This is a genomic window from Pseudooceanicola sp. (assembly GCF_029213205.1).
GTDB lineage: Bacteria > Pseudomonadota > Alphaproteobacteria > Rhodobacterales > Rhodobacteraceae > Pseudooceanicola.
This window is the reverse complement of sequence record NZ_JARGNH010000001.1, coordinates 1-14,258: the sequence shown is the minus strand read 5'-3', so window position 1 is coordinate 14,258 and position 14,258 is coordinate 1. Positions and strand designations below refer to the sequence as shown.

Sequence of the window (14,258 nt, the reverse complement as noted above, 5' to 3'; positions counted from 1 at the left end):
GGCCGCCTTGCGACGGCCCGTTGAATCCATTTCAGACTTCCCTTCAGCCCAACGGGCTGAACGACCCTCATTGATCCAGGAACGAGCGCAATTTCCGGCTCCGGCTCGGGTGCTTCAGCTTGCGCAGCGCCTTGGCCTCGATCTGCCGGATCCGCTCACGGGTGACGCTGAACTGCTGGCCGACTTCTTCCAGCGTGTGGTCGGTGTTCATGCCGATGCCAAAGCGCATCCGCAGCACCCGCTCCTCGCGCGGGGTGAGGCTGGCCAGCACCCGTGTCGTGGTTTCCTTGAGGTTTTCCTGAATGGCGCTTTCCAGCGGCAGGACGGCGTTCTTGTCCTCGATGAAATCGCCAAGCTGGCTGTCTTCCTCGTCGCCGATCGGCGTTTCGAGGCTGATCGGTTCCTTGGCGATCTTCATCACCTTGCGAACCTTCTCCAGCGGCATCTGCAGCTTTTCGGCCAGTTCCTCCGGCGTCGGCTCCCGCCCGATCTCGTGCAGCATCTGGCGCCCGGTGCGGACCAGCTTGTTGATGGTCTCGATCATGTGCACCGGGATCCGGATGGTGCGGGCCTGGTCGGCAATCGAGCGGGTGATCGCCTGCCGGATCCACCAGGTGGCATAGGTGGAGAATTTATAGCCGCGCCGGTATTCGAATTTATCGACGGCCTTCATCAGGCCGATGTTGCCTTCTTGAATCAAATCAAGGAATTGCAACCCGCGGTTGGTGTATTTCTTGGCGATCGAGATCACCAGTCGCAGGTTCGCCTCGACCATTTCCTTCTTGGCCTGACGCGCCTCTTTCTCGCCCTTCTGAACCTGTTGCACGATGCGGCGGAATTCGGAAATATCGAGCCCGACATATTGCCCGACCTGGGCCATGTCATTGCGCAGTCCCTCGACCTTGTCAGCCGAGCGTTCGATGAACATTTGCCAACCTCGACCGGCCTTTTCGGCCATCCGGTCCATCCAGTTCGGATCAAGCTCGTGATCGCGATATTCTTCGACGAATTCGCGGCGGTTGATCCGGGCCTGATCCGCCAGTTTCACCATCGAGCCGTCAATCGCCATGATCCGGCGGTTGATGCCATAGAGCTGGTCGATCAGCGCTTCGATCCGGTTGTTATGCAGGTGCAGCTCATTCACCAGCTCGACAATTTCCGAGCGCAGTTTCTGATACTTCGCCTCTTGCTTGTTGGAAAAGCTGCCGTCTTCGTTCAGCGTCGCGCTGATCCGGCTGTCCTGAAGCTCCGACAACAGCACATAATCATTGGCGATCCGGTCCAGGGATTCCAGAACCCGCGGCTTCAGCGCCGCTTCCATCGCGGCCAACGACATGTTGGCCTGTTCGTCGTCATCCTCGTCGTCGTCATCGTCTTTCTGGATCGGGTTGCCGTCGGCATCCAGTTCCGGTTCGGCCTCACGCGACGGGGCCGTGGCGATATTCGCCGCCCCGACCACCGGCTGTTCCTCTTCCATCTGGTCGCCAAAGGTGGTTTCCAGATCGATCACGTCGCGCAGCAGAATGTCTTCGCTCAGCAATTCGTCGCGCCAGATGGTGATCGCCTGAAAGGTCAGCGGGCTTTCACAGAGCCCGGCGATCATCGTGTTGCGCCCGGCCTCGATGCGCTTGGCGATGGCGATCTCGCCCTCGCGCGACAGCAATTCGACCGAGCCCATTTCGCGCAGATACATCCGCACCGGGTCATCGGTGCGGTCAAGCTTTTCAGCGGTGCCCGAGCCGAGGGTGATTTCGCGGTTCGAGGTGGCCTCGACAACGGCGGTTGATTTACCGTCGTCCTCTTCGGCCTCTTCATCCTCAATGATATTGATGCCCATTTCCGAGAGCATCGACATCACGTCTTCGATCTGTTCCGACGACACTTGATCCGGCGGCAGCACCTGATTCAGCTGATCATAGGTGATGAAGCCCTTTTCCCTTGCGTCGGCGATCATCTTCTTGACCCGAGTCTGGCTAACGTCGAGCGAGCCTTCGGTATCCTGATCGTCGGTTTGCGGGGTGTCGTCCGTGTCCTTGGCGGCCATGCACAAAGCTCCGTAAAGGGTGGCAGATCATGATGATTCGCGAATCACCGGTTTATTCACTGCAGTTTGGAACGAATCATTAGCCTGATTCGCCAGCCCGCACACCCGGTTACCCTGTTTTCTTTAGTCTTTCGTCACCAAGCGCGGCCTATTTGCGCCGTTTGCCATCGCGAATCACCTCAAGCAGGCTGTCCAGCGCATCACGTTCGGCGCGATTGATCCGGGCGCCATTGTCACCAGTGTCGTATTCCGCCCGATCCTCGTGAAAGGCACGTTCGGCTTTTTCAAGGGCGGCGGCGGCCTGCCCCAATCGCCAGGTCACCGCCTCGTCGGCGCTGCCCTGCATCTCATCCATCGCCTCGGCCACCTCGGCGGCCAGGCCCCGGGCGCTCTGCAATTTCGCCAGCGCCTCGGCCAGCGACATCCGCGCCGCTTCCAGGTCGCCGGGGCGGCGCAGTGGCGGCGTCAATGCGACATGGGGATCGCTCATCAGCCTGTCAACCACCTCATTGCCAAAGGTTTCGGCGATCTTGTCGCGCAGGCTGGCACCGCCGCGGGCATCGTGCCGCAGGATCACCGCCAGGATATCCGCATGGCCGGGATCGCGGCATTCCATCCGTTCCAGCTGGCTTTCGAATTCGCCAAGGATCGCCGGCGTGGCGATGATCGTGGCCAGGATCACCGCTTCGCGCAGATGTTCCTCGGCGCTGGCGCCACCGGCAACCAGGCGCGAGGCGCGGGTCGCGCTCTGCACCGGCAGGATCGCCATCCGCCGCCTGTTCCAGCTGTTCGCCTCGGGCTTGCGCCGGAACAGCCGCCATTTCAGATCGCGCAGGGCGCTGTCATAATGGCGGCGCAGGCCGGGGTCGCGGATCGGGCCGATCCGGTCGGCCAGCGCCTTGTCCAGCGCCGCGCGCCGTTCCGGGCTGTCAAAGGATTTTCCCTCGGTCTCTTGCCGCCAGAGCAGATCAACCAGCGGCAGGGCCGCATCCAGAACCTCCTGCATCGCCGCCGCGCCCTTGGCCCGGATCAGGTCGTCAGGGTCTTTGCCCTCGGGCAGCAACGCAAAGCGCAGCGAGCGTCCGGCCTCAAGCAGCGGCAGGGCAAGGTCGATCACCCGAAAGGCGGCGCGCAGACCGGCGGCATCGCCATCCAGGCAGACGATCGGTTCGGGCGCGATCCGCCAGAGCAATTGCAGCTGATCCGCCGTCACCGCCGTGCCCAGCGGCGCCACCGCACCGGTGAACCCGGCCTCCGACAGGGCGATCACATCCATATAGCCTTCGGCCAGGATCAGCGCCGCGCCCTTGCCCGCCGCCTCACGCGCCGGGGCCTGATTATAAAGCGTCCGGCCCTTGTCAAACAGCGGGGTTTCCGGCGAGTTCAGATATTTCGCCCTGGCATTCGGATCCATCGCCCGCCCGCCAAAGGCGATGGCCCGGCCACGCCCGTCACGGATCGGAAAGATGATGCGCCCGCGAAACCGGTCATAGGGCGGACCACCGTCTTCGGGGCGCGCACAAATCCCGGCCTCGACGATCAGATCCGGCGTGATGCCCTTGGCGCTCAGCGCCTGGAACGCGCCCTGCCGTGTATCCGGGGCAAAGCCGATCTCGAACCGCTCCAGCGCGGCGGCGTCCAGCCCGCGACGCGCCAGATAGTCGCGCGCCGGGGCGGCGACATTGGTGGCCAGCATCATCCGGTAATGGCGCTGCGCGGCCTCGACCACCTCGACCAACTGACTGCGATGATCAGCCTTTTCGCGCGCCATCGGATCGCGGGCGGGCATTGGCAGCCCGGCCTCGCGCGCCAGAATCTCGACCGCTTCCATGAAATCCACATTCTCGGTCTCGCGGATGAACGAGATCGCATCGCCCTTGGCCTGACACCCAAAGCAATAATAGAACCCCTTGCGGTCATCGACATGGAACGAGGCCGATTTTTCCTGATGGAACGGGCAGGCCGCCCACATGTCGCCCTTGGCCTGATTGGATTTTCTGGTGTCCCACATGACCTTGCGCCCGACCACCTGCGAGAGCGAGATGCGGGTCCGCAATTCATCAAGGAAACCTGGGGGCAGTGCCATCGCATGACTATACCGGGATTCGGGCGACCGCCGAAAGATGCCGCGTGAAGCTTCCGTTAACCGGATCGGCATTGAACCGCCGCAGCTGGCCCCGCTCAGAGCGCCGCCCGGGCCGCGACAGATTGCGCGGCGACGCTCAGATCCTTGACCAGGGTCCTGGCCATTGAGCGGAAGCACATCACCCGCCACTCCACTGCCCCGGTGCGGGCGATGATCGCGGGCATATGAAACAGCTCACTGCGCGCCGAGGTGCCGATGGCAAAGCCCCGATCGCGCAGATCGAGCGGCGTCAGCCGGGCCAGCACCGCCGCCGCATCGGCCCCGGAGATCAGAACCGAGACCCAAGCGTCCGATTGATCGCTGAGCGCCGCTGTTTCGGTCAATCTCGGGTCCGGCTCCGGCCCGATCAGCAGCCAACGGTTGCGCCCGACCCAGAGCACCTCGGCCCCCTTTCCCGAAACCAGCCGGTTCGGGCCGGGCAGCCCGACACCATGCGCGGCGGTGACCGCCGCCGCGGCCTGCGCCACCATCCCGGCATACGGGCTGATCCCGGTGATCGGGCGAAACACGGCCTCGCTCAGGCTCACCCTGCCAATCTGGCGCGGCAACAGCCCGGCAGCGGCGGATTTGGCGATCAATTCAACCACGCATCCGTCCTCCGTCAGGATCATAGAAACAGGGCGCACAGACCTCGCACAGCACCTCGATGCCGCGCAGGTGATCGACCAGCCGGACCGTCTCACCCTGCCGCTCCGGCCCGGATTTCAGAAAGCCGAGGGCGATGGAATGGCCCAGGGTCGGTGAAAACCCGACCGAGGTGGTATAGCCCTCGGCATGGGCGCGCGTGGCCGGTGCCTCGGGCGCAAACAGGAACGCCCCCGCGGTCAACTGCTGCACCGGCCCCCTGGGCCGCAACCCGACCAGCCGCTCGCGATCCCCGGCCAGCAGGCCGGGCCGGGCGGCGGCGGCGCGGCCAATGAAATCCTTTTTCTTCGCCATCATCCCGCTCAGCCCCAGATCAAACGAGGTCGTGCGCCCGTGCAATTCGGCATGGGTCAGCAGCCCCTTTTCAAGCCGCAGCACGTTCAAAGCCTCCATCCCATAGGCGCCGCCGCCAAGGGCTTCGGCCCGCGCCACCAGGGCCCGGAACAGGCTGTCGCCAAACCGCGCCGGAACCGCGATTTCATAGGCCTCTTCGCCCGAGAACGAGATCCGGAACAACCGCGCCGCCACCCCGCCGACCCGAACCGCACCGCAGGCCATGAACGGCCATTCCGCCGGATCGAGCGGCGACTCCAGCACTTCGCTCAGCAGCGCGCGCGATTTCGGCCCGGCCACCGCGAATTGCGCCCATTGCTCGGTGACCGAGGTGATCTGAACATCCAGTTCCGGGCGCAACACCTGCGTCGCGAACTCCAGATGCCGCATCACCGGGCCGGCGGCAGCGGTGGTGGTGGTCATCAGATAGTGCCCCGGCGCCAGACAGGCGGTGGTGCCGTCGTCCATCACAAAACCATCCTCGCGCAGCATCACCCCGTAGCGCACCCGCCCCGGTTTCAGCGTCGAAAAGGTGTTGGTATAGACGAAATCCAGCAGCGCCCCGGCATCCGGCCCCTGAATGTCGATCTTGCCCAGGGTGGTGACATCACAGAGTCCGACCGCGTTGCGCACCCAGCCGATTTCGCGATCGCAAGCCTGCCGCCAGGTCGCCTCGCCCTTGGCCGGGAAATAGGACGGGCGATACCACAGCCCGGCCTCGATCATCGGCGCGCCCCGCTCCAGGCTGGCCGCATGGCTGGAGGTGAACCGCTCCGGGGCAAAGCCCGCGCCCTGCGCCCCGGCGCCCATCGCCGCAATCGCCACCGGCGTATAGGGCGGGCGGTAAGTGGTGGTGCCGGTCTCGGCAATGCCACGCCCGGTGGCATCGGCCAGCACCGCCAAGGCGCCGATGTTCGAGGTCTTGCCCTGATCCGGCGACATGCCTTGGGTGGTGTAGCGTTTCATATGCTCGACCGAGCGGAAATTTTCCTGCGCAGCGCCTTGCACATCCTTCACTGTCACATCGTTTTGCAGATCGAGCCAGGCGCGCCCGCGCCCCGGCACCACCCAAAGCGGGCGAATGCGATAGGGCGCATCCTCGGCCTCGGGCAGCGCCAGATCCGGCACCTTGCGCCCCAGCGCCGCCAGCGCCACGCCCGCCGCCCGCGCCCCATCGGCCAGGCAGCCCGCGGTCGACATCACCCCCGCCGCCGCCCCGGCCGGGATCAGCCCCGGCACCGCGTCGGGCGCCGGGACAAAGGCGGCCAACGCCGCGTCCCAGACCGGGCGCCCGTTCAAATGACAGCTCAGATGCACATTCGGGTTCCAGCCACCGGAGACCGCCAGGCAATCGCTGACGATGGCCTGGGTGCCACTGGCGGTCTTGACCCGCACCGCTTCGACCCCCATCCGGCCCTTGACCTGGGACACCACCGCGCCGGGATAGAACGGCACCTCCAGATCGCAGCGCGCCTCGGGACGTGCGTCGATCAGGGCCGCCACATGCACCCCCGCCGCCAGCAGATCGGCGGCGGTGCGATGGGCGTCGTCGGAATTGCCAAACACCGTGACCCGCCGCCCCGGTGCCACCGCATAGCGGTTGAGATAACTGCGCAACGCGCCGGCCAGCATCACCCCGGGCCGGTCATTGCCGGCAAAGGCCACAGAACGCTCCAGCGCCCCGGAGGCCAGCACCACCTGTTTCGCCGCGATCCGCCAGAAACACTCCAGCGGCAGATCCGGGGCGCGGGTGTCCAGATGCTGACCGACCCGTTCCAGCGCGCCAAAGGTCCCCTGATCATAGACCCCGGTCACCGAGGTGCGCCGCATCACCCGCACATTCGGCAGCGCCTCAAGCCGCGCCAGCACCGTCGCCGCCCAGTCCGCGCCCGGTTGACCGCCGACCTGCAACCGCTCGCTGTTGAGCCGCCCGCCAGGCCGCGCATCCTCATCGGCCAGTATCACATCCGCCCCGGCCTCGCCCGCCACCAGAGCCGCCATCAGCCCGGCCGGCCCGGCACCGACCACCAGCAGGTCGCAATGGGCATAGGCCTTTTCATAGCGGTCCGGGTTGGCCGTGACCGACAGCGCCCCCAGCCCCGCCGCCTGGCGGATCAGCGGCTCATAGAGCTTGTCCCAGAATGCCCGCGGCCACATGAAGGTCTTGTAATAGAACCCGGCGCCCAGCAGCGGCGCAAAGAGGTCATTCACCTCCATCAGATCCCAAGTCACCGAGGGCCAGCAATTCTGCGCCCGCGCCTCCAGCCCTTCGCGCAGCTCGACCATCGTTGCCCGCGCATTCGGTTCCGCCCCCGGCCCGCGGCCAAGGGTGACCAGCGCATTCGGCTCTTCACTACCGGCACTGAACACGCCACGCGGCCGGTGGTATTTGAACGACCGGGCCACCACCTTGAGGCCATTGGCCAGCAGCGCCGAGGCCAGCGTGTCCCCCCGAAACCCGGTGTAGCTGTGCCCGTCAAAGCGAAACGACACCGCGTCGCCCCGGTCGATCAGCCCGCCTGTCGCCAGCCTCATGACCGCCCCCCGTCCGCCAACGCCACGCCATAGACCTCATGGGTCACGCTGTTGCGCTCGACCAGCAGCCAGGCGCTGCAGCCGGACTCGTGAAACCACCACTCGCGCGCGCGCCCGGCTGGGTTGTCGCGCAGATGCAGATACGCGTCCCAGGCTTGCGGCCCGGCGTCCTCGGCGGGCCGTGCCAGCGCCGCGCCGCCATAATAGAACTCGCGCCGGTCGCGCTCGCCACAGGTTGGACAGTTGATCCTCATCGCACCGCGTCTCGCTTCATCTTGCCAAAAATATTCCCGCCGGAGGCATCCGCCGCGGCCACCGGAGCTAATGCAGATTGTGCTGCGCCCCGGTGCCTTCTTCATCGATGATCCCGATTCCGGTGCGGAACCGGTCCAGCCGGAAACCCGCCGCCGGTTCATGATGCCGCCCCGTTGCCAGCAGATGGGCAAAGGAAAACCCCGACCCCGGCACCGCCTTGAAGCCGCCATAGCACCAGCCGCAATCGACATAGAGCCCTTCGGTGTCGGTCTTGTCGATGATCGGCGACCCGTCCGGCGTCATATCCATGATCCCGCCCCAGGACCGCAGCACCCGGGCCTTGCCGATCATCGGCATCAGGGTCATTGCCGCCTCCATCACATGCTCGGCCATCGGCAGATTGCCGCGCTGCGCGTAGGAGGGATAGAAATCCAGATCGCCGCCAAAGACGAGTCCGCCCTTGTCCGACTGGCTGATATAGAAATGCCCCATGCCGAAGCTGACCACATGATCGATCACCGGTTTCAGCCCCTCGGTGACAAAGGCCTGCAACACATGGCTCTCGATCGGCAGCCGCATCCCGGCCATCGCCGCCACCTGGCCGGACCGCCCCGCCGTCACGATCGCCACTTTTTTCGCCCGGATCGCCCCGCGCGAGGTCTGCACCCCGGTCACCTTGCCGCCCGAGATATCGATGCCCGTGACCTCGCAATTCTGGATCAGATCGACGCCCCGGTCCGAGGCGCCACGGGCATAGCCCCAGGCCACCGCATCATGGCGCGCGGTGCCACCGCGCCGATGCAACAGCCCGCCATAGATCGGAAACCGGCCATTGTCGAAATCGAGGTAGGGCAGATGCGCCCGCACCCCGTCGCGGTCCAGCAGTTCGGCATCGTCACCCTGATTGATCATCGCGTTGCCGCGTCGGGCAAAGGCATCGCGCTGACCATCGGAATGGAACAGGTTGATCAGCCCGCGCTGGCTGTGCATCACGTTGTAATTCAGATCCTGCGACAGACCTTCCCAGAGCTTCAGCGAATGCGAATAGAACTCGGAATTGCCGGGCAGAAAATAATTGGCGCGCACGATGGTGGTGTTGCGCCCGACATTGCCGCCGCCGAGATAGCCCTTTTCCAGCACCGCGACATTGGTCAGCCCATGTTCCCTGGCCAGATAATAGGCGGTCGACAGCCCATGACCGCCGCCCCCGATGATCACGATGTCATACGCGGCCTTCGGCTCGGGATCACGCCAGTGTGGGCGCCGGCCGCGAATGCCGGTCAGCCCCTCTTGCAGGACACGCAGGGCGGAAAACCGCATGAACTTCTCCGTGTTTGGCCGATCCCGCCTGCCGCAGCGCCGGAATCACATCGCTGGGCCGAGTGAAGCAAGTGTCGCCCAGCTTGTCCATCGCCGGGACCGTCACAAGCGGGCCCATCCGCGACCTCGCCGAAAGGCGCAAAGACGCGCCCGCTGCGCCTCAGGCCTTGGCCTCACGCGCGGCGGCATAGGCGAGATAAGCGTCGAAACTGGCCGGATTGGCCATTGAATCGCGGTTCACCACCTTGGCCGGATCGCCGCCCAGCAGCAGTTTCTTGACCGGCACTTCCAGCTTCTTGCCCGACAGGGTGCGCGGCACCTCGGCCATCTCGACGATCTCGTCAGGCAGGAACCGGGCCGAGACCTTGGCACGGATCGCCCCCATGATCTCGGCCCGCAGCGCCGCGTCCAGCGCCTGGCCGGGGCGCGGCACCACGAACAGCACCATGAAACTCTCACGGCCAAGGAATTCCAGATCGATCACCAGGCTGTCGAGCACCGCCTCCAGCCCCTCGACGGCGCGATAGATTTCGGAACTGCCCAGCCGCAGCCCGCGCCGGTTGATGGTGGCGTCGGAGCGGCCATAGATCACCGATCCGCCCTCAGGGGTGAATTCGATCCAGTCGCCATGACGCCAGACCCCGGGATAGGTGTCAAAATAGCTCTCATGAAGACGCGAGCCGTCGTCATCGCCCCAGAAATACAGCGGCATCGACGGCAAGGGTTCGGTGCAGACCAGCTCTCCGACCTGACCGATCAGCTCGCGCCCGGCCTCGTCATAGGCACGCACCGCATTGCCCAGCGCCCGGCACTGCATCTCGCCCGCCCGCACCGGCAGCATCGGATTGCCGACCACAAAGGCGCCGGCCAGATCGGTGCCGCCGGAAATCGGCGCCAGCCAGAGGTCGCGCTTCACCTCGCGGTAAATCCAGTCATAGCCCTCCTGGCTGAGCGGCGATCCGGTCGAGCCGAGCGCGCGCAGCGCGCTCAGGTCCAGCTCTGCCGCCGGCCGGATCCCGGCCTTGTCGCAGCCCATGTAGAACGCCGCCCCGGCACCGAAATAGGTTAGCCTTTCGTCCGCCACCATGCGCCACAACGCCAGCATGTCGGGATGGTTCGGGGCGCCATCGAACAGCGCCACCATGGCGCCCTTGGCCAGGGCATTCCATTGCGAATTCCACATGATCCAGCCGGACGAGGTCATCCAGCAAAACCGGTCTTCGGGCCCCAGATCCTGATGCAGCGCCTGCTTGGCCCCCTCCAGCAGCACCCCGCCATGGCCATGCACGATCGGTTTCGGATTGCCGGTGGTGCCCGAGGAATAGACGATCCACAGCGGATGGGAAAACGCCACCATGGCGATCTGCGGTGCTTGCGGGGCGGCCAGCAGATCGCTCCAGCGGGTCCAGCCCGCGGGCGCCTCGCCAAGGACCGGCACCATTACCCGGTGCTGCAGGCTGGGCAATTGATCGGCGATGTCGATCAGCAATTGGCGCCGGTCGATCTGCTTGCCCGCATGGACATAGCCATCCTGGGCGATCAGCACCTTGGGCTCGATCTGCCGGAACCGGTCAAGGATGGCGACATCGCCCATATCCGGCGCGCAGAGGGACCAGACCGCGCCCAGCGAAATCGTCGCCAGAAAGGCGATCAGCGCCTCCGGCGTGTTCGGCAGCACCGCGACCACCCGGTCGCCCGGCTTGACCCCCATCGCGGCCAGCGCCGCCTGGACCGAGCCGACCCGCATCGCCAGCTCGCCCCAGCTCAGCGTCAGGCGGCCAAAGGTTTCTGACTGCAGAACCAGCACCTGATCCCCGGGCCGGGTGTCGGCATGGCGCAGGATCTGCGCCGCGAGATTGGTGGTCGCGCCGGGAAACCAGTCGGCACCGGGCATCTTGCGTTCGCGCAACACCGCGTCCCAGGCACTCACCGGCAGGTCGCCGAATTCGATGATCGAGGTCCAGAACCCGTCGAGATCACTGACCGACCAGGCCCACAGCGCCGGATAATCGGCGAATGTCAGGCCGCGCTCTGCCTCAAGCCAACGGATATAGCGGGCCATTTCGGTCGCAGCGGCACGCTCTGGTGTCGGGGTCCAAAGTACGGGACGTTGATCTGCCATGGTGGGTCTCCTCCTCGGCGCTGAGGCTTTCATGTAGCAGGCTCTGGCGCAAGTTCAGTTGTCGTTCAATCCGCCCGGAACAGCCTGGGCGCGACCGCCGGATTGATCCAAATCAGAGCGCGACGGCGGTTGATCCCGATTATGACCCGGGTCAGGCGCAATCGCTGAGGGTCGGAAATGGCCATTCGAATTCTCTATTATTCCTTCACCGGGCACACTCGTGACGCCTGCCAGCGGCTGGCCGACTCGCTTGGCGCCGAACTGGATACGATCACCGCACCAGCACCGCGCCGTGGTGTCTGGGCTATGGTTGTCTTGGGCGCGCGGTCGCTGTTCGGGCTGGGACCAGAGATTTCGGTGCCCGCCCGCGATTGGGCGGCGGCGGATCTGCTGATCCTGGCGGCGCCGGTCTGGGCCGGGCGGGTGGCGCTGCCGATGCGGCAATGGCTGCGCCAGGCGCCCGACCTGCCGGCGCGTATCGCGCTGGTCGTTTCCTCCGGCGCCCCTGCCCTGCCCGAGGGGCTGGCCGCCGAGTTTACCGCCGCCACCGGGCGCGAGGCGGCGGCGCTGCTGCATCTCAGCCAGGCCGATCTGGAAAACGGCGCCGACAGCGAAAAGATCGCCAGCTTTGCCGAAAGCTGCCGGGCGATCACCGCCCGCCCCCTGGCCAAACGGGCCTGATGTCGCCCCCGTCAGGGGGGGGGCACAACCCGGCCGCCAATGGCACCGGGCCGGACCGGGGGCGAGCCGCTGCGCGCGGGGTCAGATCCCCTTGGCGCGATAGCTGGCGGCGACCCGGTCGATGGCCACCAGATAGGCGGCGGTGCGCAAATCGGTGACATCTTCGCGGCCGTGCCAGACCTCGCGCATCGATTGATAAGCGGTGCGCATCGTGTCATCGAGGCCAGAGCGGACCAGCTCCAGCTCATCCGCGCCGCGCAGATACCGCGCCTTGAAATCCGGGCTCATCGACCAGGCCCCGCCAAGATAGCGGTCCAGGCGTTCCAGCTCGGCGACGATCAACTCGTGCCGCGCCTCTTCCTGGCGGCGCTGCATCCGGCCAAAGCGGATATGGCTGAGGTTCTTGACCCATTCGAAATAGGACACCGTCACCCCGCCCGCATTGGCATACATGTCGGGAATAATCACCACGCCCTTGTCGCGCAGGATCTCATCGGCACCGGCCGTCACCGGGCCATTCGCCGCCTCGATGATCAGCGGCGCCTTGATCCGGGGGGCGTTGGCCATGGTGATCACCCCCTCAAGCGCGGCGGGGATCAGGATGTCGCAATCTTCTTCAAGCACCGCAGCGCCATCGGCGCGGTGGATGGCGGCGGGGTAAGACGTAATGCCATCGTGCTTCACGATCCAGTCGCGCACCGCCTCGACATCCAGCCCCTCGGGATTGAACAGCGCGCCGTCGCGTTCGATGATCCCGGTGATCAGCGCCCCGTCCTCGTCGCGCAGGAATTTGGCGGCGTGAAAGCCGACATTGCCCAGCCCCTGCACGATCACCCGCTTGCCCTTGAGCGTTCCTTCAAGCCCGGCCTCGGCCATATCCTCGGGGTGGCGAAAGAACTCGCGCAGCGCATATTGCACCCCGCGCCCGGTCGCCTCGGTCCGGCCCTGGATGCCGCCGGCATTCACCGGCTTGCCGGTGACGCAGGCCTTGGCGTTGATATCGGTTGTGTTCATCCGCGCATATTGGTCGGCGATCCAGGACATTTCACGCTCGCCGCTGCCCATATCAGGGGCCGGCACATTCTGCGCCGGGTGGATCATGTCGCGCTTGATCAGCTCATAGGCGAAACGGCGGGTGATCAATTCCAGCTCGTGATCGTCCCATTCGCGCGGATCGATGCACAGCCCCCCCTTGGAGCCGCCGAACGGCGCCTCGACCAGGGCGCATTTATAGGTCATCAGCGCCGCCAGCGCCTCGACTTCGTCCTGATGCACGGAGAGGGCATAGCGGATGCCGCCCTTGACCGGTTCCATATGTTCCGAATGCACCGAACGATAGCCGGTGAAGGTCTGCATCTGGCCGCGCAGCCGCACCCCGAAGCGGACGGTATAGGTGGAGTTGCAGACCCGGATCTTTTCCTCCAGCCCCGGCGGCAGATCCATCAGCGCCACCGCACGGTTGAACATCAGATCGACACTTTCGCGGAACGACGTTTCCTTTTTGGCTGACATAATCCACTCCCTCTTCATTGTTGTTGGACCCGGATGCCGGGCCGCAATTTCAACCTAAGCGTGACCGGAAGATGAACGATACAGGAAAATTCGCACGCATCCGCCCTGACTGGCCAAGATTGTTTATCAAATTTGCCTCATATGCAGCCGAATTGTCCATGAACCGGCGGCAATGACCCTTCGGCAAAAAGCAATGATGCCGGGGACGAAACATAGCCCCAAAATGCACCCTAGTATGGCCGCAATTCAGCCATGTTCCGAGTCTATCCATTTCACCGAAGCAACGGATCCGTCCGGCCCCATCCGGGACCAGGATGGCAGGAAAGGTAGAGATGAAGATGTCTCGCAAAAACGACCGGAACCGCGCCCCGCGCAAAGGTTTGATGTCCCCCCTGGCGCGGTTCGCGCGCGAAGAGGATGGCGTCATGATCGGCTTTGTCGTCTTCCTGTTGCTGATCCTGATCACCGTCGGCGGAATTGGTGTGGACGTCATGCGTCAGGAAATGATCCGGGCGCGGGTGCAATCCACCCTGGACCGGGCGATCCTGGCCGCCGCCGACCTCGACCAGCAATATGACCCGCAAAAAGTGGTCGAGGATTATTTTGACAAGGTAACTCCCAAGCACCCCAGGGGCCAACGGGTTTTCAGGGGCCAACGGGTTTTT

The 14,258-nt window shown here is 65.1% G+C and carries 10 protein-coding genes; 2 read left to right on the top strand and 8 right to left on the bottom strand.

What is annotated here, in order from left to right:
- Positions 1-67: 67 nt before the first annotated feature.
- The 7 genes from rpoD to P1U48_RS00020 form a co-directional block, all read right to left on the bottom strand.
- On the bottom strand, positions 68-2,044 hold the full coding sequence (gene rpoD / locus P1U48_RS00050) for an RNA polymerase sigma factor RpoD (RefSeq protein ID WP_301066082.1): 1,977 nt from the start codon (positions 2,042-2,044) through the stop codon (positions 68-70).
- A 148-nt stretch (positions 2,045-2,192) separates the two neighbouring features.
- Entirely contained in the window at positions 2,193-4,130 is a 1,938-nt protein-coding gene (gene dnaG, locus P1U48_RS00045) for a DNA primase (RefSeq protein ID WP_301066080.1), read from the bottom strand.
- A gap of 95 nt (positions 4,131-4,225) precedes the next feature.
- Positions 4,226-4,777 carry a sarcosine oxidase subunit gamma family protein gene (locus P1U48_RS00040; protein ID WP_301066078.1) on the bottom strand — a complete coding sequence of 184 codons (552 nt, stop codon included), beginning with the start codon at positions 4,775-4,777 and terminating at the stop codon, positions 4,226-4,228.
- Positions 4,770-7,703 carry a sarcosine oxidase subunit alpha family protein gene (locus tag P1U48_RS00035; protein ID WP_301066077.1) on the bottom strand — a complete coding sequence of 978 codons (2,934 nt, stop codon included), beginning with the start codon at positions 7,701-7,703 and terminating at the stop codon, positions 4,770-4,772. The genes P1U48_RS00040 and P1U48_RS00035 overlap by 8 nt, the downstream gene beginning before the upstream one ends.
- Positions 7,700-7,957, bottom strand: coding sequence for a sarcosine oxidase subunit delta (locus tag P1U48_RS00030; protein WP_301066076.1), 258 nt, complete (start codon positions 7,955-7,957; stop codon positions 7,700-7,702). The genes P1U48_RS00035 and P1U48_RS00030 overlap by 4 nt, the downstream gene beginning before the upstream one ends.
- Before the next feature lie 67 nt (positions 7,958-8,024).
- Positions 8,025-9,278: a sarcosine oxidase subunit beta family protein gene (locus tag P1U48_RS00025; protein WP_301066075.1), complete on the bottom strand. Its 1,254-nt coding sequence runs from the start codon at positions 9,276-9,278 to the stop codon at positions 8,025-8,027.
- Positions 9,279-9,438: 160 nt separating this feature from the next.
- Entirely contained in the window at positions 9,439-11,400 is a 1,962-nt protein-coding gene (locus P1U48_RS00020; protein ID WP_301066074.1) for an acetoacetate--CoA ligase, read from the bottom strand.
- Between the two features lie 177 nt (positions 11,401-11,577).
- Between P1U48_RS00020 and P1U48_RS00015 the strand changes: the two genes are divergently transcribed.
- Positions 11,578-12,081 carry a hypothetical protein gene (locus P1U48_RS00015; protein WP_301066073.1) on the top strand — a complete coding sequence of 168 codons (504 nt, stop codon included), beginning with the start codon at positions 11,578-11,580 and terminating at the stop codon, positions 12,079-12,081.
- A gap of 81 nt (positions 12,082-12,162) precedes the next feature.
- Here P1U48_RS00015 and P1U48_RS00010 read toward each other — a convergent pair whose 3' ends face one another.
- Entirely contained in the window at positions 12,163-13,593 is a 1,431-nt protein-coding gene (locus tag P1U48_RS00010) for a Glu/Leu/Phe/Val dehydrogenase (protein WP_301066072.1), read from the bottom strand.
- Between the two features lie 338 nt (positions 13,594-13,931).
- Between P1U48_RS00010 and P1U48_RS00005 the strand changes: the two genes are divergently transcribed.
- On the top strand, positions 13,932-14,258 hold a 327-nt coding region (locus P1U48_RS00005), incomplete at its 3' end, for a Tad domain-containing protein (RefSeq protein ID WP_301066071.1).

Coding starts and splice junctions, on each gene's coding strand:
- rpoD (WP_301066082.1), bottom strand. CDS start 2,044: ATGGCCGCCAAGGACACGGACGACACCCCGCAAACCGACGATCAGGAT.
- dnaG (WP_301066080.1), bottom strand. CDS start 4,130: ATGGCACTGCCCCCAGGTTTCCTTGATGAATTGCGGACCCGCATCTCG.
- P1U48_RS00035 (WP_301066077.1), bottom strand. CDS start 7,703: ATGAGGCTGGCGACAGGCGGGCTGATCGACCGGGGCGACGCGGTGTCG.
- P1U48_RS00030 (WP_301066076.1), bottom strand. CDS start 7,957: ATGAGGATCAACTGTCCAACCTGTGGCGAGCGCGACCGGCGCGAGTTC.
- P1U48_RS00025 (WP_301066075.1), bottom strand. CDS start 9,278: ATGCGGTTTTCCGCCCTGCGTGTCCTGCAAGAGGGGCTGACCGGCATT.
- P1U48_RS00020 (WP_301066074.1), bottom strand. CDS start 11,400: ATGGCAGATCAACGTCCCGTACTTTGGACCCCGACACCAGAGCGTGCC.
- P1U48_RS00015 (WP_301066073.1), top strand. CDS start 11,578: ATGGCCATTCGAATTCTCTATTATTCCTTCACCGGGCACACTCGTGAC.
- P1U48_RS00010 (WP_301066072.1), bottom strand. CDS start 13,593: ATGTCAGCCAAAAAGGAAACGTCGTTCCGCGAAAGTGTCGATCTGATG.